This window comes from Leifsonia sp. NPDC056665 (assembly GCF_042791795.1).
Lineage (GTDB): Bacteria > Actinomycetota > Actinomycetes > Actinomycetales > Microbacteriaceae > Leifsonia.
In genome coordinates this window covers 1-23,288 of record NZ_JBHTXK010000037.1, presented here as the reverse complement: position 1 = coordinate 23,288, position 23,288 = coordinate 1, and the positions used below count along the sequence as shown (strand labels likewise).

Genomic DNA, 23,288 nt, shown 5'->3' with positions numbered 1-23,288 from the left:
TCGACCACACGGAGCCCTCGCAGGCCAAACCCCCTACGAGCGACTCAAGCAGAAAACACAGGACCCGCTGTCATAGGCCTCCGTCAGTTGCACAGGCCGACTTGCGCAGGTCTAGCCCCCACAAAAGCACCACAAACGTGGTCAGCGCAGATGGTGCGGAGACCCGTTCTTCTCGACCCGGGACCAGACCGAGGGTGCGACGTTCATCCAGTCGACAGCGCCGATGCACGCGGTCTATCGCTGGCACCTGCCTGCCCGACCCGATCTCGTTCGAGTCCGACCTGCGCGACCGGTGTGCTTCGCGGGTCGACGCCGAGATACTCGCGCGCGTGCTCCACAGTGCTGCCCGCGCCACCGCGATCACCGTTAGCCGCCCTGCCGCAGACCCACCAACGCGGCCCGAGCTCGGTTGAAAAGCTGGCCGAACCGCTCATGGGCGACCAGCCTGCCTGGGCGTTGGAACTGTCGGCGCGCCGCGCGGGTCTCCGTTAGTCTGATCCGCTCCAGGCGGCGGGGACGATCACCCACACCACTTCGGCTGGCTGGTCGCCGTCGTTGCGCCAGGTGTGCGGCTCGCTGCCCTTAAACGTCAATGTGGTCCCGGGGCGCATGGCCAGTTCGTGGGAGGCGAACACCAGCGTGAGTTGGCCGTGGATGAGGTGGACCACCTCCACGTCGCAGTTGATCGTGTAGAGATGCCGGCCGCCGTCCGCGCCCGGGTCCAGCAGGGACCGCAGCATCTGCACCTTGGGTTGACCGCGGGGGGTGATCAGGCGTTCAACGGCTCCGGTTCCGCCCATGTTGATAAGCGGTGCGTCGGAGAGCTCGATCGAAGCGATCTCGGGTTCCTCGAAGAGTGCGCCGATCGGGAGAGAGAGCACTTGGCACAGCGTCACGAGTGTTGCGACGCTCGGGGAGGTCTCGTCGCGTTCGACCCGACTGATGAATCCTTTGCTGAGCCGCGTCGCGGCAGCGAGCTGTTCAATGGTCAGACCCTGGGCGTGGCGGCTCTCCCGGAGTTTCGCGCCGATGCGCGGGGAAATATCCGAGGCTTCCGGGTGGACTGGCCGCATTGCTCCTCCTTGGGTGGTGAGCATCATCTTGACAGAGCCGCGCAGGTCGCGAATACTAACCGTGTTGCCTTATAGGCATAAAAAGATTTCTATAAGAATAATCTCGTCAAGGAAGACAGGTTGCTGATGAGTCGTCATCTACGGATCGCTCTGGTGCAGGCACCGGCTGAAACACTCGCCGGTTTCGCCGATGGGCTCCGCCAGCGGATGAAGTCGCCGAACGCGGCTGAGCTGATGGTCTATCCCGAGCTGCATCTGTGCTCGGTCGGAGCCGAGGCGATGTCGGTTGAGGAGTACTACGAGGCGTACGCGGAGCCGCTGGACGGTCCCCGGGGGGACGCGCTCGGGGCGCTGGCGAAAGAGCTCCGCATCTGGCTCATCCCTGGGACGGTGTTGGAGCGGGGTGACGACGGCAATGTATACAACACTGCCGTCGTGTACAACCCGGACGGAGAACTGGTCACAAGATACCGGAAGGTCTTCACCTGGCGACCATACGAACCGATGTGCATCGGCCGCGATTTCGTCGTCTTCGACATGCCGGGCACAGGGAGGGTCGGTCTCTCGATCTGCTATGACGCATGGTTCCCGGAGGTCTCGCGTCATCTCGCCTGGATGGGCGCAGAACTCATCGTGAACCTCGTGCAGACCGCATCCACCGGCCGGGTGCAGGAGGTACCGATCAACATCGCGAACGCGATCGTCAACCAGGTCTGGGTCGCGAGCGTCAACGGCGCCGCCCCGACCGCGCACGGCAAAACCCTGCTCGTGGATCCGGAAGGGCTCCTCCCCGTGCAGACGTTCGGACCGGAGGACGTCACCCTCGTCAGCATCGTCGATTTCGACCGGGTGCCGGCGACGCGGAAATTCGGGACCACAGGGGACTCCTGGCCGTGGAACTTCTTCCGAGTCGACGACGCCCCCCTGGAGCTCCCGCTCTACAACGGCAGGATCATCCCTGGCGACTGGCAACCGGCGATATCGCCGGAGACCCCGGAGGAATTGAGACCAGATGGCCCGGTCTCCTTCACCAGGCCGTCCGGAGAGGCGGTCGCGTGATGAGCGTTGAGCAGACCGCCCAACAGCCCGCCCAGCTCGAGAAGCGGCTCGGCCTTCCCTCGGTCGTCGCGTTCGGGCTGGCATACATGGCGCCCAGCCTGGTGATGGTGATCTTCGGCGTGATCGCCGTGGAAAGCGCGGGGACGGCACCGACCGCCTTCCTCGTGGCCAGCGGAGCGATGCTTCTCACGGCTTTGAGCTACGCGAAGATGGCGAAACACTACCCGGTCTCCGGTTCCGCCTATTTTTATGCGCGCCGGCTGCTGAATTCGCCGATCGGCTTCCTTGTCGGGTGGAGCATCCTGCTCGACTATCTGTTTCTGCCCATGGTCGCCTGGCTTGTCCAGTCGGTCTACCTCAACGCACAGTTCCCCGACATCCCGGTGTGGGCGTGGATGCTCCTGAACGCCGGCCTCACAACGTTGATCAACATCGTCGGTCTGGTGCTCAGCGACCGCGTGAACATGGTGCTCACGATCTTCGCCGTGTTCCTCGTTCTCCTCTTCGTCGGATACTGCCTGGTCTTCCTCGTGCACCATCAGCCGGCCTCATACACGGCGCCGCTGTGGAACCCGACAAGCACCGTCGCTGGGGTATCGGCGGCCGGCGCGATCGCTGCATACTCGTACCTCGGATTCGACGCCGTGACGACACTGTCGGAGGAGACCCGCAACGCGAAGAAGAACATCCCACGTGCCGTCGTGCTCGTCATCGTCATCGGCGGTGTGCTCTTCACCGCGGTCGCTTATGTTATGCAGCTTGTGCATCCCGGATTCGATTTCGGCAAAGCTGGGGCAGAGCAGGTCGCCGGGTACACGCTGTCGATCGATGTCGGCGGGAAAGCATTCGCGGATTGGACGAATCTCGCGGGGATCGTCGCCGGTTTCGCCTCAGGACTGGCTGTTCAGTTGAGCTCGAGCCGCTTGCTGTATTTCATGGGCAGGGACGGCGTGCTGCCGAAACGGTTCTTCGGGACGGTCAACGCGCGCACGAAGACGCCGATCTGGGCGGTCGCGTTCACCGGACTGATGTGTTTCGTCGGCATGGGGCTCACCACCGATGTCGCTTACTCGTTCATCAACTTCGGGGCGTTCACCGGGTTCACCATCGTGAACATCTGCGTGATCGCCTTCTTCATCCGAAAACGGGGCACGAAGTCCGGGCTCAGCGTGATCGGATATGTGGTGCTGCCGGCTGTCGGAGCGTGTGTGACGATCTGGTTGCTGACGCAGCTCAGCCCGACGGCGCTCATCATCGGCTTCAGCTGGCTCGCGGCTGGCTTCCTCTGGCTGCTCTGGCTCACCCGCGGCTTCCGGCGACCGACACCCTCAATGCGTCTGAACGACACCGGGGCGGAACTCCCCGACCCTGAGACGCGCGGCATCCCCGCAGTCCCAGCGCCCACCCCGACAGCCGGCGAGCCAGACCACCTCGATGACCTCGGCCGTCGTCGATGAGCCCGCGAGGAGAACACATGTCCGACACGATCGGCCCCATCGACAGCGCGAAGGTGCCGCGGTACGCGGGGCAGGCCGGGTTCGCCCGGCTTCCCCGCCTCGACCAGGTGGAACGAGCCGATATCGTCGTCGCCGGCGTACCCTTCGACGCAGGCGTCTCCTTCCGGCCGGGCGCTCGCTTCGGCCCCTCTCACATTCGGGATGCGTCGCGTCTGTTGCGTCCGTTCAACCCGGCGCTCGACATTGCACCGTTCGATGTTGCGCAGGTCGCCGACGCCGGCGATATTGCTGTGAATCCGTTCGACATCCACGAAGCGATCGATGCCATCCAGGAAGCGGCACTCGACCTGACCAGGGACGGCACCCGACTGGTGACAATAGGTGGCGACCACACGATCGCGCTGCCGCTGCTGCGGGCCGCGGCCGAACGACATGGCCCGGTCGCTCTCCTGCACTTCGACGCCCACCTCGATACGTGGGACACCTATTTCGGTGCCGAATACACTCACGGAACCCCGTTCCGCCGGGCGTTCGAGGAGGGCATCATCGACACGGAGGCGCTCAGCCACGTGGGCACCCGCGGTCCGCTCTACGGCAAGCGCGATCTGGAAGACGACCGCCGTTTCGGATTCGGTATCGTCACCAGCGCCGACGTCTACCGCGAAGGCGCCGACCAGGTGGCGGCGAAGCTCCGCGACCGGATCGGCGGTCGTCCCCTCTACATCTCCATCGATATCGATGTCCTCGACCCAGCCCACGCCCCCGGCACCGGCACCCCGGAGGCGGGAGGCATCACCAGCAGAGAACTGCTCGAGATCCTGCGAGGCTTCAACGGACTCAACCTGATCGGCGCCGACGTCGTCGAGGTCGCGCCCGCCTACGACCACGCCGACATCACCGGGATCGCCGCCTCACACGTGGCATACGACCTCATATCCCTCATCGCCGCCGGTGAACTTCCACAACACGTGAACGTGCCCGATCGCGAAGCCCGCGGAAATGATCGTCATGCTTACTGAATCAGGAGAGGCCATCGGAGCCGGCGAGCCAGACGTGATCGTGGTCGCGAAACGCATCCATACCCTCATGCGGTCGAAGGAGGTCCATTTGGTCGCTCTGGACCCCGCATTTACCCCACAGATTGAAGCAAATCCAGCACGATCCAAGCTAGGCGGGGTGGGAGGGTCCTCGCTCCTCCCGGTCAAGAAGCTCTTCGGTCTGCTCCCACAGGCCTCGCTGGGTGTCGGCGTCACCGCCGGGGTGTGCTGGTACGAGCCGCGCGGTGTTCTTGACGGTGTAGTAGCCGCCGCTCTGACCTTCAAAGTACGGATCTGTTGCCAGGCGCACGATGAGTCCGGAGCCGCGCGCCGGATCGCCGATGCGCAGGCGCGTGAGGAGTTTCTCCAGCGGCGCGGCGAAGCGGAGTTCGCGGCCGAGTCCGGTGACGTTGAACCCGGGATCGAGGCAGTTGGCGGTGATGCCGGTGCCTTCGATGCGGCGGGCCAGTTCGAGGGTGAAGAGGATATCCAGCAGTTTGCTCTTGCCGTAGCGTTCCGAGGATCCGCGGGCGCTGAAGCGGGAGGTGTCCGTGAGGTCGTTGGGCAGGGTGAGGGTGCCGTGCCGTCTGGAGGCCTCCGAGGCGACGTTGACGATGCGCGCGCGGCCGGCGGCGCCGAGCGGGCGCAGCAGCGCCTGGGTAAGTATCCAGGGAGCGAGATAGTTGACGGCGACCATCTCGGGGAAGCCGTCGGAGGTGATGCGCTGTTCGAACGCGTGGAGTCCGGCGTTGTTGATGAGCACGTCGATCCGGTCGTAGCGTTCGGCGATCTCCGCGCCGGCCCTGCGGACGTCGGCGGTGCGGGTGAAGTCGGCGAGGAAGACATCGACCTCGGTTCCGGGCGCTGCGGCTCGGATCGCGGCGCGCGTCGACTCGGCCCGCTCGGCGTTCCGTGCGGTGAGGCCGAGCCGGGCTCCCTGCTGTGCGAGCTCGATGGCGGCGAGCCGGCCGAGACCGCTCGTCGCCCCGGTGATGACGATGGTGGGTCGTGCGGGCATGGATGGGACTCCGGTTTCCTGGTTCGGCTGGTCGGTCTGGTCGGTTCAGTCGGTGACGAAGGGGTGGTCGGCTTCGACGAGCTCGGCGTCTTCCTCGTGGACGGTCCGAGGGCGGACGACGAGCGCGACGAGTGCGCCGAGCACGCAGATGCCGGCGGCGATGAGCATCGTCAGGCTCATCCCGCTTAGGAAGGCGGCATTTGTGACACCGGTGATCAGGTCGGCGGCATGGCCGGGCGTTCCGGGCGGGATGGGTGGGATGCCGCCGGCGACGGCGGTGCTGCCCAGCTTCTTCAGCGGGGCGTTCAGCGCGGCGGGCAGGCCGGACGCGTCGAGTTTCGCGCTGAAGGCTGCCGCGGTCGCCGCCGCCATGATGCCGCCGAGGACGGCGACGCCCAGGGCCGCGCCGAACCGGCTGGCCGTCTGCTGCACGCCTGCGGCCGGCCCGGCGAGCTCGACCGGTGCGTTCCCGACCGTCGCGTTCACGGTCGCCGTGACCAGGAGACCCAGGCCGAGCCCGACCAGTGCGAGGCCCGCGGCGACCTGGGGGTAGCCGCCCACGATGCTGGCGAACGACATGAAGACCAGGCCGCAGGCGAGGAGGAGCGACCCGAGAACGAGCGACCAGCGATCCCCGATCCGGCCGATGACCCGCCCTGACAGCACGGCCGAGACGAGCATCGCCCCACCGAGCGGCAGCAACCAGACGCCGACCGTCGTGGCGGGGACGTGCTGGATCTGCAGCCAGAACAACGACACGAGGAACAGGCCGCCGTTTAGGGCGAAGAACGCGAGCACGCTGAGCGCGGACCCGGCCGCGAAGGAGCGGTCCCGGAACAGCGTCAGCGGAACGAGGGGGTCGGCGGCGCGGCGCTCGACCAGGATGAAGGCCACGAAGGCGACCAGCGCGACGGCGAAGAGCACCAGTGTGCTCGGCGCGCCCCACCCGCTGGTGGGCGCGTCGATCAGTGCGTAGACGAGCGCCGTGAGGGCCGCGACGAGGAGCACCGTTCCGGCGTAGTCGAACCGTGCGGAAGTCGGGATTCTGACCTCGCGCAACAGCACGAGACCGAGGATGAGGCACAGCACGGCGATCGGGAGGTTGACGAACATCGTCCACCGCCAGCCGAGATACTGCACGATCAATCCGCCGATGATCGGGCCGACCGCGATCGAGAGGCCCTGCACCGAGTTGAAGATCCCTATCGCCGTCGGAAGCCGCCGCTCGGGGAAGTTCACCCGCAGCAGCGAAAGTGCGTTGGTCGTCAGGAAGCCGCCGAAGACGCCCTGCACCGCGCGGAGGGCAACGATGAGCACCACGGGAGTGGCGAACCCGATCAGGAGAGAGGCGAGGCCGAATCCGATGATCCCGACCAGGAAGATCCGCCGCCGACCGAACCTGTCGCCGAGTTTCCCGGCGAGCACCAGGGAGCCGGTCAAGCCGAGCAGGTAGGCGCTGGTGATCCACTGCAGATCACCGAGGCCGATCTTCAGGTCAGTGGCGATCGCGCCGTTGGCGACGGCGAGGATCGTGGTCGCGAGGCCCGGCATCAGGGCTCCGAGCGTCACGGCTGTCAGCGAGAGCCAGCCGAAGCGAGCGGACAATGCTGGTTCCGGCGTCGAGGATTGTGTGGACATGGCGCTCCTTCACGTATAGTGGGGATTTACCAACTATATGGATGTGATGGGGAAATGTCCACTACTTCATCCGACGGTGCCGCTCCGACGGGCGGCTCGAGCGACTCGGTCCGTCGCGAACGGGAGCTCGCACTCGGCGTCGAATTGAATGCCCTGCTCAGCGCATCCCGTGCCCTGACGGAACGCTCGGCCGCCGCCTTCCACCCCGGCCTGCAGCCCGCCGCCTTCCACCTCGCCCGATGGCTGTACGCGTACGGTCCGGCCAACCCGAGCACCCTCGCGGAAGCGGTCGCGATGGACCGGAGTTCGACCAGTAACCTGATCGGTCGGCTCAAGCAGCTGGGGTTCGTCACTAGCGAGCCTGACCCGGCCGACCGTCGCGGCGTCATCCTCTCTCTGACGAGCTCCGGAGTCGCCCGCGTGGTCGAGGCGCTGGATCTGCGCGGCTCCACCTTCTTCAGCCGAACGCAATCGTGGTCGGTGGAGGAGCTCGAGCAGTTCACTGCCCTGCTTCACCGGTTCAACACGGGCAATCCCGCAGGCTGAAAGCTAACGTGCTTTGACTATCACAACCGGAACTCGTAGTTTCCGTTCTAATGCCACTCTGCGTCGCGGCGTCCTAGGCTGATGAGGGCGCCTCGATCCACCTTTCTGACCCTGCTCGCAACCACCGGGCGACGAGGAGAACATCGATGATCTGGAAACGAATGGGGCATGCGTTCCTCACAGTCGGCCACGTCCTCTCGATAATTCTGGGCTGGATCGGGACGGTGCTGATGATCCTCGGAAGCAGGCTCAAGGGTGGGCCCAGCGTTGACGAACAAGCCCGCACGCTCTACATGCCACGCAAGGAGTACCGCCCCTAGCCGGGTGAGCGCGCGTGACTTTGCCGCCCAACGTTTGCCGCCGTGCTTTCCTCCGGTCGCTTGACTACTGGTCGAGCATTCCCAAGATGTTGTGTGCCGCCGCGAGGACGCGAGCGGCCGAATCGCGAATCACGGTGACGTCTTCACCGCTCCACCCGGCGATGTAGCCGATGCTGTACGCGCTGGTGTCAAACCCGCAGAGGCCGGCGACCACATAGGCGACCGATTCGGCTTCGACTTCCATGCGTCCGCGGTGCTGGCGGTAGTCCTCGACACTGTCGATGTGGTGGAGCTCGATATGTGCTGTCTCGTGAATCAGAGTCTTCGCGGACTGCTCGACGCTGACGCTTTCCGCCAGGACCACACGCAGGGTCTCGGGATCGGTGTAGCCGCTGGCATGGGTCAGCGGTTCGCGGGTGATCCTCCATCCCCGGGACTCAAGGTGTTTGGTCAGCGGGGTGATGACGCCGTGGTCGTGGTCGCCGATGAGTCGCTGGGTGGGATCTACGGGGAGCGGGTCGGCCCCCTCGATCGGGTCGGTCTGTGCGATGTCGAATACGGAAAGTGTCGGGAAGTATCGGATCAGGCGCGTCTCGTCATCTGAGCTCTCATCGTTGGCGGTGGTTTCGGTCTTCTTCTCGCGGTATCCGAAGATCTTGATCGACGTCTCGCCTTTGCGTACCTGCCGGCCCTTTGCCTGCCACTGTCGGAAACCGGCGACCATGATCGCTTCCGGGTTCTGCGCGAGGATCAACAGGAGGTTGTTGAGGCTGTAGTTGCGGAAGGAGCGGGCGAACTCTAGGAATGCCCGCCACTGGCCGCTTTCGGCGAGCCGCTGGACTTGCTCAACGATCGACGCGTGCAGTGCCTCCGCTTCTGCCTGTCGGGCCTGCGCGTTTCGGGTGACTGTCGTGTTCGCCATGATTTGCTTGCTCCTTTGTCCACTCGTCTTTCTCGCCGTTCCGGCACGAAGATCAAGAACGGGTGGAGGCAGGGCAGCGACCGGCAGGAGCGGTTGCTAAGTGCAGGAGCGCAGCGACGGAGTCTGCAAATAGCGAGGGTCGGGAGCGGAGCAGCCGGAGGTCGTTACGATCGCAGGCCGGAGCGGGGAGAAGACGGATAGGCAGCGCCGACGCAGGCGGCTCCATGCGGAAGCTCGTTACTAGTTCGACGGCTGAGGGTGGCGGCGCCAAACCACTGCCCTGACAATGAGGGGTGTACCGACGATCGCGGGCAGGAACCAGAACAGCCAGGATGGGACGAGTTGCCAGATCGGCAGATAGGGGCCGTTGTCGACGTAGGCCGAGCAGCGATTCCGTGTGCATCAGCGCCTCCCTCCGGTGCGCTCAGGGTAGCGCGGCGCGAAGGGGTGCGGACCGCTGTTCGAATGACTGCTCGATGAGGATGTGTCGCGCCATTTTCCCGGCCCAGGAGACGTTCGTTGGCAGCGCGATTCGTTCGCGATGACCGACCCGTCGGCCAGCCGTCCCTCAGGTCATCCAGGGGCGCCCCGTTGGCTCGAAGTCCGGGCTGCGCGGCTCAGACGCGCGTGATCGCCGGGACGAGATACGTCTGGTCGAGGATTTCGCTGCGCGGCTCGTACATCCGCAGGATCGGCCGGAATTCGCCGGATGGGGCTGGAAGCCAGTTGGCACGGGCAGTACCCTCGGTGGGTTCGGCGTGGCTGATGGTGATGATGAGCGAACCGTCGTCCTCGTATCGGATGCCAGGGGTGCGGTCTCCGATCGAGTATCGCTTGATCCGGTTCGCGACGAGGTAATAGTCGGGCACGTCGTACATCGTGAGTGACCAGAATGCGTCGACGGGCGGCGGTGGGTTCAGCGTGAGCGTGTAGGTGTGGTCGCCGGTGAGGCGGTCGCCTCGGTCGTCGACGTAGGTGGCGATGTAGGCGGCTTCGAATGATTGGTTGCCCCACAGTCCGCCGAGGGCCGCGCCAGCTCGTTGCACGATCCTTCGCTCGGGGTCAACGATTTTGAAAGCTGGATCGTCCAGGGAGCCCACCTCGAAGTAGTCGAGGTTGTAGTCGAACGAATGGTAGGTGAGGTTCCAGCCGTTCACCACTCTGTTGCCACCGCCGGAGGCAACGAGTTCCTCGAGCATGGCCTGACCTTTGGCGTACCCGGCCTGCAGGGCCGCATCCAACTGCGGGTCCGTCCCATACGGCGTGGGTCCGACTGCGGCCAGCCCGATCGCCTCGAAACTGGCGAGTGTTTTCGCGTCTCGTGAGGCTGGCGGGAAGGCCTGGCTCCAGACCCGGAGCTTGTCGTAGAACTGCAGGGCTTGGGACAGCGTGGTGCCGTACTCCGGAAGTCCCTCGGGCACTGCATCCGTACTGGGCGTGAGGATGGCGGCGTCCTGCAGCGCGTGCACGGCGGGGAGATCGTCATCGCCGGCGACCGCCCACCGGCCAACGATCGACGCGGTGCGAGTTGGGAAGTGAATGACCGTCTCTCCCTCACACGGTTCGCCGTCCCATTCAGGGGGGACGAGGAGATATGTGGCGGCCTTCGTATCGGTCGCGCGGTGGCCGATGTAAGCGAAGTTGTCTGTCCACGCTGACACGAACTGCAGCACGTAGTACCGGCCCGCCGTATCCGGAACTCGTAGCCGCACCGGTCCCACCCCGAGATCGATCTGAGCCATCGAATACACAGTGTCGTTGTTAATGGTGACGAACGTGTCAGCCGGGCCGGCAAGCGACCGTGCGTGGCTGAAGCGATTCCAGGGCGTGGCCGCGTTCTTGCCGACTCCGGTCGTCACGTACCTGTTTACCTGATCCAGGTTGAATACCAGCGGAAAGCCGAAGAGGTAGGCCCTGGCAGCAAGGTCTTGGAGGGAAACCGACATGGTCCCATCCTTCTGCACCGCGCCGATGCCCAGCAATGCAGCTGCCGCCGGAATCGAGTCCCGGCGACATCGCCTCATGCTTGAAGGGTGAGTCTGCGGTCCGCCGCGTGGTGACCCAGAACCGTTTGACATCGATCTCACCCTGGAGGGCCCGTGACCGAGCATCGCTTCGGGCCCGTCGACTCGCATTTGCTCGGAGCCGAAGGCGAGCGGCCCGTCATCGCCGCTCTCGCCGCCATCGATGAGTTGCTCGCTAACGGACTGCTCCGGCTCCTCGACCAGGTGTCCGTCAGCAAAGATCCTGGCGGCCGGCTTGCGGTCACGGAGCTTGAGTCTCGCACGAGCGGCTCGTCTCCTTTTGGGCCCAGAATGCTGATACTGCACTCGCTCCAAAACGATGCGGACCCCGGTGCGTCTCGGAGCGCGTCCTGCGCACATTGACGAAATCCGAGTTCGGATCGAGCAACAGGACGGGCACCCTTTTCTGAAGTATCAGCTGCTCCAGCGCAACTCTCAGTGCATACGTCCTGCCGGAGCCGCTCCGCCGGCAGCAGAACGAGTGGGCGGTCGAACCTGTCCGCCAGCAGCGTGGCGTGGCCCGCCGTGTCCACGTCGGTCCCGATTCTCAGTTGAGTGCTCATGCGGGACGCTAGAGGCGCGACGCGGATTTCGCCTTCTCGCCTCCTCCCCGGACTGGTGAGGCTCAGAATGTCGCGGGCCCGTTGCCGAGAATCACGATGCCGAGGGCGAGGAGCAGCGCCGACCATGACGCCAACGTTGAGCGTGATCAGCGCGAATGCGGCGACGACAAGCGCAGCGCCAACCGGAGCGCAGACGACGATTGACGCCGAGGACGAGACCGGGCGAACGAAGGCCAGGTCGAGGCTTCTGGCCGCCGCCTCCTCAGTCGAGCTGGGATCGCAGCAAGCGCCGCACCGGCGATCGGTTCACGGCCGGCCCGATGTCACTCTCAGAGGGTGAATCTGGGTCACCGGACGTGGGCCGGCGCTCGGCGACCGGGGCGCCGACGCTAGGTTCGGTCTGCCCGCCGCCGTGGCGGGATCGATCATCAGTAAGGAGCACTACCCGTGGAATTCTGGTCCAACTTCTGGAGCGTCATCTGGACGTTCTTCTGGGCATTCGCATTCATCGCCTACCTTTTCGCGCTGTTCGCAATCATCGGCGACCTGTTCCGCGACCGTGCGCTCAACGGGTGGTGGAAGGCGCTGTGGATCGTGTTCCTGCTCTTCGTGCCCTTTGTGACGGCGCTGGTCTACCTCGTCGCCCGCGGTGATGGCATGGCGGAACGCGGCCAGCGGGAGGCGAGCGAGGCGAAGCGGGCGACCGACGACTACATTCGCGCTGTGGCAGCCGTCAGCTCCGCCGACGAAGTGGCGAAGGCCAAGACCCTGCTCGACGCCGGTACCATCTCACCGGACGAGTTCGCGCAGTTGAAGTCTCGGGCGCTGGCCTAACGGCGGCTGATCGACACCGCGGTCGGGACGAAGGAGCTCACCTCGACCACGGTGTCGCCGAGCGCGGCGATGGCCTCCACTGCGCCTGCTGCGGCGTTGGGGCCGTCGTCGGGCCCGTGCCAGAAGCGCACGTCGAATGTCAGCTCACCGGCGGTTGCGTGCACGAGCAGCGCCGTGATGCCGTCGGGCTGTAGCAGCGGCACGGAGGCACAGGCGTCCATCAGGAGTTGGCGCACAGTGTCGATACCGGCCCCGTCCGTTCGTCGCAGCCGGGCTCGGACGGAGGCCCGCAGCCGGCCTGTGCTCGACTCGTTGACGAAGACCGAGGACAGCAGCTCGCGGTTCGGGATGTGGACTACCCGCCCGTCGAGGGTCCGTAGATGGACGCTGCGACCGTTGATTTCCACAACAGTGCCGGAGTGCTCACCCACGGTGAGCGTGTGCCCGACGACGAAGGGGCGTCGCGTCTGGATGACCGCGCCCGCGGCGAAGTTTTCCGAAACGCCGCGCAACGCAATGACGATGACCGCGGCGGCGATGAGCGAGAGCCCCACGATCGGCTGGAGTGGGGCGCCGAGAAAAGCGAGAGCGGTGCCGACACCGAGGAGGATGGTTGTCAGCCGCACCGTCCGGGCGATACCGACCCGGATCGCGGGAGCGATGCCGTCGACCTTCCCGAGAGCCTTGACGACCGCCCGTTTTGCTAGCATCCCGACGATGACCGCTACTGTCACCGACAGCAGAGCGAGGACTACGCTCGACGGCTCAAGGCCGCTGAGGAATCCCGCAGCCTGCCCCGGCTCGCCCATGCCTTCCCCTGCGATGCTCAGGCGGGGACGACCGCGGGCGGTGCCCAAGTCCGCAGACTGTCCAGCCGCGGCTGGTAGAGGCGGATCATGTAGTTCCAGTCTTTCGGAAGCGCGATGCGGTTAGGGACGTCGTCCCCCCAGTCGCCGAGGTGGATCACGGTCCTCCCGGACGGCTCACGCACGGCGAAGACGGAGTTGACGTTGGCGACGCCGCTCTCGTCGGGCTCGAAATAGCCTTCGGCGTTGTACACGCTGACGGACCAGAACGCGCTGGCGGGCACGTCGTCCAGCGTCAGGGTGTATCGGCCGAGCGGGAGACGCGGTTCCACGTTGATGTAGGCTGCTTCGTCATCCGGGAGGCCTCCCCAGCCGACCGCCGTGCCGACGAGGTGACGGACCGGGTCGACATCCCCGCGCCGGCCGAAGCACGACGTGAGCCCGCCCATGGTGCGACCGAGAGTGAGCAATGCGTCCCGCACGTCGCGGTGGCTGGTGAGGTCGTAGTCCGGGTTCGTCACGGGACGCTGCGCGCCCGCTCTGATCGAGAGGCCGTCCTGGAGGCGGTGCACCTCGGCGAGGTCGGCTGCGTTGCCGGGCTCGAAGAGGATGCGGACGGCGACCACGACGTAGTCCGTGTCGAACTCTGCGGTGGTCAGCTCGTAGGTCCCGGCCTCGTGGAAGACCCGGTTGATGTAGTGATCCTGATTGATCACCATCACCGACAGATAGCGATCCGCTGCGTCGGGGACGGTCAGTGTCGCGCCCTCCGCGACGTCGACGACGGCGACCGAGTACAGGGTGTCGCGGTTCTGGCGGATGACCGGCTGGCGATCGAACGGCTCCAGTTCACGGTTGTGGTGGAAGGTGCCCAGACCGCCCGTATAAGGCAGCAGTCCGGCGATCATCGCGTCCGTCTCGGCCCGCGGGAAATTGTCGATGTTCACGGTGATGGGCATGTGAGCGAGCATAGGTGAGCGCACGCCGGAGCGGCGTCGCTTGGGCGGTATCGGCGAGCGGGCCTCATGCTCCGAGGGTGAGGCCCGTGCCACCAGCGCGAGCGGCGGCCCTACAGTCTTGGACTGTGAGTACCTCTCCGTCACTGTCATCCCGTTCGAATCCCACGATGTGGGGCGTCCTCGCCGGTGTGATCGCCGCGGCGCTGGTCGCCTATCCTCTTGCCGCGTGCATCGCGTTCGCGACGCATCCGGCGACCCGGCGGCTGTTCGGGGAGCGCCTGTCGTCGGCGTCGCAGGCAGGGTTCCAGGCCTTTTGGTGGGTTACGGCCCTCCTCTGCGCAGCGCTCCCCCTGGCGGTCGGTTTCGGCATCGCCCGCTTGTCGGGGCGCGTCCTCGCCGTCGTCGGAGCCGGAGTCGCCCTGCTGGTAGTGCTCGTCGTCGTCCTCGCCCAGTTCTTCGCCTTCTGAGGTGTGAGACGATGGCTCACCTCATGATCTCGGTCGCCGCGGCGGAGTTCCTGATGGGGTCGGACGACTTCTATCCGGAAGAGGCGCCGGCGCGGATGTGCCGGGTGGGACCCTTCCGCCTCGATGCGTACCCGGTCACGAACGCCCAGTTCGGGCATTTCGTCGCGGACACTGGATACGCGACGATCGCCGAGCGGGATCTGTCGCCGGAGGAATTCCTCTTCCTCCCCGCGGAGCGCCGGCGGCCGGGATCTCTTGTCTTCCATGGGACGACAGGTCCGGTAGATAGGATGAGCTGGCAGTCTTGGTGGTCGTGGACTCCCGGAGCGGACTGGCGTCACCCCTCTGGTCCGCGGAGCTCAACGACCGGACTCGAAGACCATCCGGTGGTGCAGATCGCCTACGCGGACGCCGTCGCCTATGCCGACTGGGCTGGCCTGCGACTCCCGACCGAAGCCGAGTACGAGTACGCCGCCGGGGGAGGACGGCGACCCGCTCCGTACGCCTGGGGTGCCGAACGCGACCCGGGTGGCATCGTGATGGCGAACACGTGGCATGGGCGCTTCCCGCACCAGAACCTGGGTGCCAACGGGTGGCACGGCACCTCTCCCGTCGGGGCCTTCTCGGCCAACCGGTTGGGGTTCTACGACCTGATCGGAAACGTGTGGGAGTGGACGTCCGACTTCTACACAGCCACCCGCTCCGCCGGCGATTCCTCGAGAGTCGATGCCGATATCGATGCCGCCGCCAGCGGAGGGCCGGGATCGGGGATGCCCCGGCGGGTGCTCAAAGGGGGCTCCCACCTGTGCGCGCCGGAGCACTCGCTCCGCTATCGCCCGGCGGGGCGCATCCCCCAGGCCGAGGACACCGCGACGACACACATCGGTTTCCGGTGCGCAGCGGACATCCACAGAACCCTATGATCGACGCATGAGCGGACCTGTGGCGGGCTGGAAGCCGTCCCCAGGGGCGCTGATTGAGCCGCCGGCACCGCAGCCGGCCATCGTCGAGCGGGACCGCGTCACCACTGCTCTGGACGATTCGTTTGCCCGATCGCGCGTGGTCGCGGTCGTGGCCCCCGCAGGCTCCGGGAAGACGACGGCCTGCGCCGAGTGGGCCCGTGCCCAGCGGGCCCCTGTGCTGTGGGTGTCGGTCAGCCGCCTCGACACCGGCGCCCCCGACTTCGTCCGCGGCGTCGGCTCCGCGGCGCGTGTGCTCGAACCGGCCCTCCAACTCGACGTCTCGGACGTCGCCTGGTCGGTGCGCTCTATCGCCGAGGTGCTCCGGGCTCAGGCCGGCCCGACCACCGTCGTCGTGGACGACCTCCACCGCGATCCCGGAGGGGACGTGGTCGCGGCGCTTGCCGAGCTGATCGCACTCACCCCGGCCACGCGGTTCCTCCTCATCAGTCGCACACCCCTTGACCTGGATGCGGGAGTCGAATCGGCGACCCTCGGACGTGCCGACCTGGATTTCACGGAGGGGGAGATCGTCGCTGCTGCGCGCGCATCCGGGTCGGACGCCGAGGCCGCGCTGGTGCTGACCCGCAGCGGCGGGTGGGCTGCCGCCGTTCGGGCCCTGCTGGCACGTCCGCCGGCCACCGACACCGGGAACGATGAGGCACTCGGACGCCTTGTGGGCCGCATCCTCGAGACCCTGGGGCCGGAGCTCGCGGAGTTCGCCGAGGAGACGGCCGTGCTAAACGTGCTCGACGCCGACCTCGCCCGAGCGGTCACCGGTCGTGGCGACGCCGCCCCGCTGCTGCAGGAGTGCGCGCGTCGGGGCCTTCTCATCGATTCCTTTGCCGACGCCGGTCGAGTGGTCTATCGCTGGCATGATCTCTTCACCGAGGAGTGCGGGCGGCGCATGGTACGCAACCGTCCCGAGCGGCTCCGGCAGCTCCATCTCCGGGCCGCAGAGGAGCTGGCTGCGGATCGCCCGGCCGCCGCCGTCGAACATGCGCTGGCCGCCGGTGAGCCGGAGCGAGCGCTTCGTGTGCTGAAGGACCAGTGGCTCGTTCTTGTGCTGGAGTCGGGCGCAGCGACGGTCGACCGGATGTGTCAACGCCTACCGCACGACCTAGCTAGCCTTTCTCAGGTCCTCGCCATCCGTGCCTGTTGCGCCGGGGCGCTCGGGTCCCGCTCCGCCGGCGAGATGCTCGCCGAGCGAGCGCGGCATGCGGACGCAGACGATCCGGAAACAGGGGACACGCTCGCCCTGGCCACTCTCTTCACGGAGCACTCCCCGCAGCAACTCCAGGATGCGTGCGACCACATTGCGAGCGGCCTCGGCCGGGAGCCGTGGTCGCCCCGCACGTACGCGGCGACGCTGTTCATCCTCGGCTGGGCTGAGCTCAGGCTGCGACGTGACCCGGCCCGTGCGATCGACTTGCTCGGCATGGCTTACCGAGAGGCTGTAGGACTCGGACTCGATCTCATCGCCCATCGCGCTGCCGCGAATTCGGCGTTCGCGCTGACTTTCGCCGGGCGGTTCTCGGCCGCTCGCGATGCCATCGATGCGCTGCCGGCTGCCGGCTCCTCGGTGGAGTGGGTCTCGTACGACGGCGGCCTCGAGCAGGTGGCGCGCGGCTATCTCGACTATTGGCAGGGCAGGACCGAGCACGCTCGTGAGCACTTCCTCGCGGCCACCGCGATGGGCGGCAGCCGGCTCCCATACGCGGATCTGGCGCGCGTGCACCTCGCCTTCATCGCCGCAGACACGCGAGAGCCCGGTCTCGTCGCGGACGCCCTGGTGGGTCTCAACGAGGTGTCCAGCACCCACGCCTATGGGGTGCCCTGGCCGACTTATGTCGCGCTCGCGCGAGCACTGTTGGCGTTCGCCGCCGGACGGACCGAAGCTGCGATCTCCATCGCCCGGCAGGTCCCGCGCGACGGGAATGTTCCTGTGACCGTGGCGAAGCTCGCGGAGCTTTTCCGGCGCGCGGGGGAGACCGCTGAGTGCGAGCGGCTGATCACGCTTCTGGAATCGCGACCGCGCCCGACGTATGTCGCGGTGGCGGCACTCGTGACCCGCGCGATACTGACGTCGGAGCGCGGCAAAGTCGACAGCGCGCATATTGCCCTGGAAAGGGCGATCGACCTCGCCGTCGCTGACGATGTCGTTCAGCCCTTCCAGAACGGCGGAGCACAGCTTCGCGAGCTCCTCATCGAGCACACGGCTTGGGGCTCGCGTCACGACGGCTTCATCGCGCGACAGCTGTCCAGCGCGGAGGCAGTGCCGTCGCGTCGGGCCGTGCTCGGCAACGCTCTCTCTCCGAAGGAGAGAGAGATACTCGCCTTCCTCCGAACGTCGATGAGTACTGCAGATATCGCCCTCGCCTTGCATCTCTCCGTGAACACGGTGAAGACGCATCAGCGCTCGATCTACCGCAAGCTCGGCGTGACCAATCGGCGGGATGCACTCAAGGTAAGGCTGTAAGTCAGCGTGTGGAAACCGAAGTCTGCCCATGTAGACGGTGGGAGTGAACTCTCCCGATGTCACTGGGTTCCGATGGCGGGCGGACCAGAAGTCAAGGGCTGGGCGCACAGTGACGCCGCCGTGCAGAGGTCCCCACACGCTGCTGAATCAAAGACAACCGCTAGATGTAGTGCCCAGGCAGGTTGCTTGATAGTCGGGTGATGGGCGGGAGTTTGCCTGTGGCGGTGTGGGGTCGGTGGTGATTGTAGTGATGGAGCCAGGCGGGGAGGGCTGCTCGGCGGGCTGACTCGCTGTTGTAGTGGCGGGAGTAGGCCCATCCGTCGCTCATGGTGCGGTGGAATCGTTCGATCTTGCCGTTAGTTTGTGGGCGTCGTGGGCGCGTGAATTTGGGTCTGATGCCGAGCTCGCTGCAGGTGTGTCGCCAGGCGTGTGAGCGGTAAGCGGGGCCGTTGTCCGAAAGCACGCGTTCGACGGTAACGTCGCGGTCGGCGAACCAGGACACGGCCCTGTGGAGCACGCTGATGGCGGTGGCGGCGGTCTCGTCGTCGTGGATCTCGGCGTAGGCGACGCGGGAGTGGTCATCGATGACGGTGTGGACGAACGCGTGCCGCATCTTCGGGTTGTAGTGCTGGTTGCGTTCCTTGCCCGGTGTCGCGGCGCGGTTCCGGTCGCCCTGGGCTCGGCCGACGAACCGCCAGCCGCCGCCGTCGGGGATGTTGCCGAGCTTCTTCACATCGACATGGATCAGCGACCCGGGATGGTCGTGCTCGTAACGACGTGCCGGTTCCCCGGTTCTCACATCGACGTGGGTGAGACGGTTGAGCCGGCACCGGACCAGGACAGCGTGAACGGTCGAGGCCGGCATCCCCAGGCGCCCGGCGATCTGCACTGGCCCGAGGCGTTTCTTGATCCGCAGGTGCACGATCTTCTTCACCAGCAGCTGCGGGGTCCGGTTCGGATGTGTATGCGGGCGCGAGGACCGATCGGCCATTCCGTCCGACCCGAGCTCGACATATCGTCGCGGCCCATTTCGCCGCCGTCGGCCACGAGACACGGAAGAAGTCGGCCGCCGCAGCGACCGTCCACCCCTGGTCGATGATCAGCCGCGCAACGCGCAGTCTTTCGCGTGGCGTCAAAGCCGCATTACCGTGAGACACGAGAACCTCCTGGTCTTCGAGTGAGTGTCTAAGCAACTCCCACTCTGGCCCGGAGGTTCTCGCTATGTCACGGGTGCCAGATCAAACAACGTCCCTGGGCACTACAGCTAGAGGCGGTGGGGAAGGGCCGCTGCGGTTATGTGGCCGGCAGCGGCCACTACCCGTGAGGTCCGCGACGCCACGGCGTGATCCCGCATCTGGACAACATGAGGTTGTGGGCACGGACCGCTGTTTGAATTTATGGGCTCGTTCCGGCAGGCGGGTGCGGTTTCGGTGACCACACCAGGATTCGGTAGTCGTGGAACTACCGATACGTGGCGGGCGCCCAGATGGTCATGTCATATTGGGTTGATCCCGTGCCGGTGATGACTACCCATTTTGAGCCCAGGGTTCCAACGAATTCCCCATGCACCATTTCGCTGACCCATTCGTCTGCGGTGTGGTGCCAGCGCACCAGGTGCACGATCGCGCCGTGCTGTGGTGGCCGGATCGCGTTCTCAAACTCGAAGATGTGCGTCAGGGGTGCCTCCTTGCTCGCTGACCGCCGCGATACTGCGGCAGGTCGTTCGTACGCTGACGATAGGGCCGCCCCGCGGGTACATCGCACCTTGACGGACCGGCTCTCATCCGGAAGGGGTGAGGGAGTAGCGACCACCGGAAGTCGCCGCTCCCTCCGGTATGACCCCCTGGTCTGGCCACGAGCGGGGGGCGGAGCCGCCGGTGAGCCCGCGCACAAGAACCCGAAGATCGACTTCCGGTGCAACGCTCAGATCGCCGAAGCTCACGGCGACGACAAGCTCAGCCGTCTGACCCTCGCAACACCATCACCGGTGAAGCAGGCACGTTGGAAACGACCGGCCTCTTCGTCGCCATTGGTCACGATCCGCGCAGCGCGCTGGTCGCCGGGCAGATCGATCTCAACCCGGACGGCTACGTGAAGGTGAATCACCCCGCAACTGAGACAAACCTGCCCGGCGTGTTCGCCTGCGGTGACCTCGTCGACCGCCGCTACCGGCACGCGATCACCGCGGCCGAAACCGGCTGTGCCGTCTCGCTCGACGCGGAGCACTTCCTCGCGGCGCGTGGACTCGGGACGCACGGCAATCGCAGGCTTCGTCGAGGACTCGCTCACGCGCAGCTGAGGGCAAGACCATGACTCCGCGTCGGCTGCGTTTCCGAACCAGACAATGAAAAGGAGGCAGATCCTCCAATGCCTGAGTTGAGTGCTCTCGAATGGCAGATCGTGCGAATTGCGACGACGCGCCGGGGCTCAATTACCTTCGTGACAGATGTCGGTCTCGTGAGCCTGGATTGGCACCTCCACCAACCTCGGCCCATGCCCTCCGCAGTTCGCCGAGCAGTGGTCTTCATGAAGGACCGCCCGCAGCAGGCGATCACGTTAGCGGACGTCGTAGCCGCGTCGCGCGTTGCACCACGGACGCCCGTCGCAGTCGCCTGACCATTCAGTCGGACCCGATCGACACCCTGACGCGGTCAGGTACCCGGCGCAACCAGGGCGCGCAGTCCAGGTTGCACTGCTAAGGTTCACCAGCTGGCAGTGCGCCGGCTTCAGGGAAGACGTCTCGATGACAAGAAAGGGTCCCTCGGACCCTGGCCACGAACCCGTCGCCTCCTCTGTGTCTATCAGAGGAGCGCTATGTCCGCGTCCGTGAATGCCGTCGTCTATTGCGAGGGGCTGTTCGGGAAGCTCGATGGGAAGACCGCCAACGGGCTGGTCCGTCATTCCGAGAAGTATGAGATCCTGAGCGTCGTCGACAGCACGTGCGCCGGCGAAGACGCTGGACTGATCCTGGACGGGATCCCGAACAGCATCCCTTTGCTGGCCAGTGTCGACCAGGCAATCGCGGTCGCCGGCTTCATGCCGGACACGCTCATCTTGGGGATGGCGCCGACGGACGGGCTGCTTACGGACAGTCAGCGCGCTGTGCTCCTCGACGCGATCGGCCGCGGGATGAATCTGGTCAACGGCCTGCACGAGTACCTCAACGACGATGCCGAGTTCGCCGCTGCCGCTCTGGTGTCTGGCGTGACCATCGCCGACATACGCCGACCGAAGGGGATCAAGGAGCTGCGGCTGTTCAGCGGTCGCATCTTCGATGTCACGTGTCCGCGCATCGCTGTGCTCGGCACGGACGGATCGGTTGGCAAGCGCACGACGGCGACGTTGCTCACGCGAGCGTTGAACGACCAGGGGATCCGGGCCGTGATGGTCGGCACCGGACAGACCGCTCTGATCCAGGGCGCCCGCTACGCGGTCGCCTTGGATGCCACCATTCCCCAGTTCTGCTCGGGTGAAGTCGAGGCACAAGTCGTCGCCGCGTTCGAGGAAGAAGACCCCGACGTGATCATCGTCGAGGGTCAGGGCGCGCTCAGCCATCCGGCGTACCTCAGCTCCGGCGCCATCCTCCGCGGGAGTCGGCCCGAGGGCGTCATCCTGCAGCACGCGCCGGGGCGGGTGATGCTGGGCGACTTCCCGATGATGCCGATGCCCACCGCGGCCAGCGAGATCGCTTTGATCGAGGCGTTCAGCGACACCACTGTCATCGGCGTCACGATCAACCACGAGGGACTGACGAACGCTGAGCTCGATGACACCATCAGCGAGCACGAGGCCGAGTTGGAGCTCCCCGTGACCGATCCGCTCACCCGCCCGTCGCAGGACATGGTCGACATGATCCTGCTTGCATTTCCCGAGCTCGCCCTCGGCACGACGGCTGCGCTCGTGGGTCTTGCCGACACCGCACCCCTGGCGAGTGTCGGTTTGGCCCGACACCGACTGGGACGGCATGGCAAACGTCCGAGCGCTAGCCCGGGAGCTTCGGCTCTCGTCTCCTGAACCAGCGTCCAGGCTCGCCGATCGACGGGTCTCACGAGACACATGGTCCCGGCACCCTACGAGACGCGGTAGGCCGAATAGATCACGCGGTGTCGATGGCGGGGTCGGGCCCCGATGTACAGCCGGTTCGGCAACGCTGGATCGGATGACTCGAGTCGGACGTTGGTGCGGAAGTAGTACGACGAGGGGTCGACGTCCTCGCCACGTCCCAGCGCAGCGAGCGCGCCCGGCTCGCCGGTCCGGATGCCGGCAGTTCTGATGTACAGCTGGTCACCGACGTCGCTGACCGCCGAGTACCCCTGGCCCAAGTCCGGCACCAAATACGTCGGCAGCGGCCAACGACGTGGCCGCAAGCCCAACACGCTCTAGCTGTCACAGATGTCCTGTCGCAGAGCTGTCTCCAATTTGGCGTCTGCGGGCCCCAAAGCCCCTACAGTCGCGGCCTCCGGTTGGCCAGAACCATCCACCCGGTCCCGATGACGGCAAACGAAGCGGCCATGACAAGCGGAAAGACGAACGAATGCCCGTGGACAAAGCCGACTATTGCCGCAATGAACCACAAAGCAGCGACAACATAAAAGAGCCCCGACAACCAGGTCCGCCAACCGCGATTCACTTCACGCACAATACGCGCCACCAACCCACGTCCAACGCGTCAGAACCGTCAGCGATGTTCAGACACAGCTTCCGTCAGGAATGTCCTGATTCACGGTTTGTCAGAGATGTCCTGATGCAGAATTGTCAGAGATGTCTTGATACATCACACATCACACCGGACAACGGCTCAATCTCTTTGCCCACATTTTGCCCACAACTTGTTTGCAAAGCAGGTGACGTCGGTGATGACGACGACGCTGAAACTCCCGGAATTCCGCGGAATCTGACGGCGTTGCCAGTACATCGACGCTGCCAACTAGAGCACACGGCTCATAATCGTGGTGTCGCGGGTTCGAGTCCCGCCCTCGCTACAGACCAGTGAATCACTGGGAACGGCGGCTGTTGAACAGCCGCCGTTTTGTGTGTGCAACTGACGGAGGCCTATGACAGCGGGTCCTGTGTTTTCTGCTTGAGTCGCTCGTAGGGGGTTTGGCCTGCGAGGGCTCCGTGTGGTCG

At 65.7% G+C, this 23,288-nt stretch carries 20 protein-coding genes and 2 pseudogenes; 12 read left to right on the top strand and 10 right to left on the bottom strand.

What is annotated here, in order from left to right; translation table 11 throughout:
- Positions 1–488: 488 nt before the first annotated feature.
- Positions 489–1,100: a helix-turn-helix domain-containing protein gene (locus tag ACFQ9V_RS19965; protein ID WP_382460860.1), complete on the bottom strand. Its 612-nt coding sequence runs from the start codon at positions 1,098–1,100 to the stop codon at positions 489–491.
- A 126-nt stretch (positions 1,101–1,226) separates the two neighbouring features.
- Between ACFQ9V_RS19965 and ACFQ9V_RS19960 the strand changes: the two genes are divergently transcribed.
- The 3 genes from ACFQ9V_RS19960 to speB are packed head-to-tail and all read left to right on the top strand — an operon-like array spanning position 1,227 to position 4,608.
- Entirely contained in the window at positions 1,227–2,132 is a 906-nt protein-coding gene (locus ACFQ9V_RS19960) for a carbon-nitrogen hydrolase family protein (protein WP_382460859.1), read from the top strand.
- Positions 2,132–3,589: an APC family permease gene (locus ACFQ9V_RS19955; protein ID WP_382460858.1), complete on the top strand. Its 1,458-nt coding sequence runs from the start codon at positions 2,132–2,134 to the stop codon at positions 3,587–3,589. Before ACFQ9V_RS19960 ends, ACFQ9V_RS19955 begins: the two co-directional genes overlap by 1 nt.
- 17 nt (positions 3,590–3,606) lie before the next feature.
- Positions 3,607–4,608: an agmatinase gene (gene speB, locus ACFQ9V_RS19950; RefSeq protein ID WP_382460857.1), complete on the top strand. Its 1,002-nt coding sequence runs from the start codon at positions 3,607–3,609 to the stop codon at positions 4,606–4,608.
- 148 nt (positions 4,609–4,756) lie between these two features.
- On the opposite strand, the gene ACFQ9V_RS19945 is transcribed toward speB, so the two are convergent.
- Positions 4,757–5,644, bottom strand: coding sequence for an SDR family NAD(P)-dependent oxidoreductase (locus ACFQ9V_RS19945; protein WP_382460856.1), 888 nt, complete (start codon positions 5,642–5,644; stop codon positions 4,757–4,759).
- Positions 5,645–5,689: 45 nt separating this feature from the next.
- Entirely contained in the window at positions 5,690–7,282 is a 1,593-nt protein-coding gene (locus tag ACFQ9V_RS19940) for an MFS transporter (RefSeq protein ID WP_382460855.1), read from the bottom strand.
- Positions 7,283–7,336: 54 nt separating this feature from the next.
- Between ACFQ9V_RS19940 and ACFQ9V_RS19935 the strand changes: the two genes are divergently transcribed.
- Together ACFQ9V_RS19935 and ACFQ9V_RS19930 are read left to right on the top strand one after the other, a co-directional pair.
- Positions 7,337–7,828 carry a MarR family winged helix-turn-helix transcriptional regulator gene (locus ACFQ9V_RS19935; protein WP_382460854.1) on the top strand — a complete coding sequence of 164 codons (492 nt, stop codon included), beginning with the start codon at positions 7,337–7,339 and terminating at the stop codon, positions 7,826–7,828.
- A 146-nt stretch (positions 7,829–7,974) separates the two neighbouring features.
- Positions 7,975–8,148, top strand: a complete 174-nt coding sequence (locus ACFQ9V_RS19930) for a hypothetical protein (protein WP_382460853.1) — start codon at positions 7,975–7,977, stop codon at positions 8,146–8,148.
- A gap of 64 nt (positions 8,149–8,212) precedes the next feature.
- Here the strand turns inward: ACFQ9V_RS19930 and ACFQ9V_RS19925 are convergent, their stop codons facing one another.
- Positions 8,213–9,070, bottom strand: coding sequence for an ArdC-like ssDNA-binding domain-containing protein (locus ACFQ9V_RS19925; protein WP_382460852.1), 858 nt, complete (start codon positions 9,068–9,070; stop codon positions 8,213–8,215).
- A 617-nt stretch (positions 9,071–9,687) separates the two neighbouring features.
- Positions 9,688–11,016: a DUF1254 domain-containing protein gene (locus ACFQ9V_RS19920; RefSeq protein WP_382460851.1), complete on the bottom strand. Its 1,329-nt coding sequence runs from the start codon at positions 11,014–11,016 to the stop codon at positions 9,688–9,690.
- Between the two features lie 153 nt (positions 11,017–11,169).
- On the opposite strand from ACFQ9V_RS19920, the gene ACFQ9V_RS19915 reads away from it, so the two are divergent.
- Complete coding sequence (locus tag ACFQ9V_RS19915; protein WP_382460850.1) at positions 11,170–11,457, top strand: DUF6325 family protein; 288 nt, start codon at positions 11,170–11,172, stop codon at positions 11,455–11,457.
- Here the strand turns inward: ACFQ9V_RS19915 and ACFQ9V_RS19910 are convergent.
- Positions 11,450–11,545, bottom strand: a pseudogene (locus ACFQ9V_RS19910) (hypothetical protein); the annotation flags it as partial. The gene ACFQ9V_RS19915 and the pseudogene ACFQ9V_RS19910 sit on opposite strands and share 8 nt — an antisense overlap.
- A 559-nt stretch (positions 11,546–12,104) precedes the next feature.
- Here ACFQ9V_RS19910 and ACFQ9V_RS19905 point away from each other — a divergent pair.
- A complete protein-coding gene (locus ACFQ9V_RS19905) occupies positions 12,105–12,491 on the top strand; it encodes an SHOCT domain-containing protein (protein WP_382460849.1) in 387 nt (128 codons plus the stop codon).
- Here ACFQ9V_RS19905 and ACFQ9V_RS19900 read toward each other — a convergent pair.
- Together ACFQ9V_RS19900 and ACFQ9V_RS19895 are read right to left on the bottom strand one after the other, a co-directional pair.
- Positions 12,488–13,300 carry a mechanosensitive ion channel family protein gene (locus tag ACFQ9V_RS19900; RefSeq protein ID WP_382460848.1) on the bottom strand — a complete coding sequence of 271 codons (813 nt, stop codon included), beginning with the start codon at positions 13,298–13,300 and terminating at the stop codon, positions 12,488–12,490. The two genes, ACFQ9V_RS19905 and ACFQ9V_RS19900, sit on opposite strands and share 4 nt — an antisense overlap.
- A 17-nt stretch (positions 13,301–13,317) precedes the next feature.
- Entirely contained in the window at positions 13,318–14,256 is a 939-nt protein-coding gene (locus ACFQ9V_RS19895) for a DUF1254 domain-containing protein (RefSeq protein ID WP_382460847.1), read from the bottom strand.
- 167 nt (positions 14,257–14,423) lie between these two features.
- Between ACFQ9V_RS19895 and ACFQ9V_RS19890 the strand changes: the two genes are divergently transcribed.
- The 3 genes from ACFQ9V_RS19890 to ACFQ9V_RS19880 are packed head-to-tail and all read left to right on the top strand — an operon-like array spanning position 14,424 to position 18,161.
- Entirely contained in the window at positions 14,424–14,723 is a 300-nt protein-coding gene (locus tag ACFQ9V_RS19890; protein ID WP_382460846.1) for a hypothetical protein, read from the top strand.
- Between the two features lie 23 nt (positions 14,724–14,746).
- Positions 14,747–15,646, top strand: a complete 900-nt coding sequence (locus ACFQ9V_RS19885) for an SUMF1/EgtB/PvdO family nonheme iron enzyme (protein WP_382460845.1) — start codon at positions 14,747–14,749, stop codon at positions 15,644–15,646.
- A gap of 7 nt (positions 15,647–15,653) precedes the next feature.
- On the top strand, positions 15,654–18,161 hold the full coding sequence (locus ACFQ9V_RS19880; RefSeq protein WP_382460844.1) for a LuxR C-terminal-related transcriptional regulator: 2,508 nt from the start codon (positions 15,654–15,656) through the stop codon (positions 18,159–18,161).
- A 160-nt stretch (positions 18,162–18,321) separates the two neighbouring features.
- On the opposite strand, the pseudogene ACFQ9V_RS19875 reads toward ACFQ9V_RS19880, so the two are convergent.
- Positions 18,322–19,318: pseudogene (locus tag ACFQ9V_RS19875) on the bottom strand (IS481 family transposase).
- Between the two features lie 844 nt (positions 19,319–20,162).
- On the opposite strand from ACFQ9V_RS19875, the gene ACFQ9V_RS19870 reads away from it, so the two are divergent.
- Positions 20,163–20,474, top strand: coding sequence for an NAD(P)/FAD-dependent oxidoreductase (locus ACFQ9V_RS19870; protein ID WP_382460843.1), 312 nt, complete (start codon positions 20,163–20,165; stop codon positions 20,472–20,474).
- A 501-nt stretch (positions 20,475–20,975) separates the two neighbouring features.
- Positions 20,976–22,175 (top strand): DUF1611 domain-containing protein, encoded by a 1,200-nt coding sequence (locus ACFQ9V_RS19865; RefSeq protein ID WP_382460842.1) that lies wholly within the window; start codon positions 20,976–20,978, stop codon positions 22,173–22,175.
- Positions 22,176–22,231: 56 nt separating this feature from the next.
- On the opposite strand, the gene ACFQ9V_RS19860 is transcribed toward ACFQ9V_RS19865, so the two are convergent.
- Positions 22,232–22,492 (bottom strand): DUF3237 family protein, encoded by a 261-nt coding sequence (locus tag ACFQ9V_RS19860; protein WP_382460841.1) that lies wholly within the window; start codon positions 22,490–22,492, stop codon positions 22,232–22,234.
- Positions 22,493–23,288 lie beyond the last annotated feature (796 nt).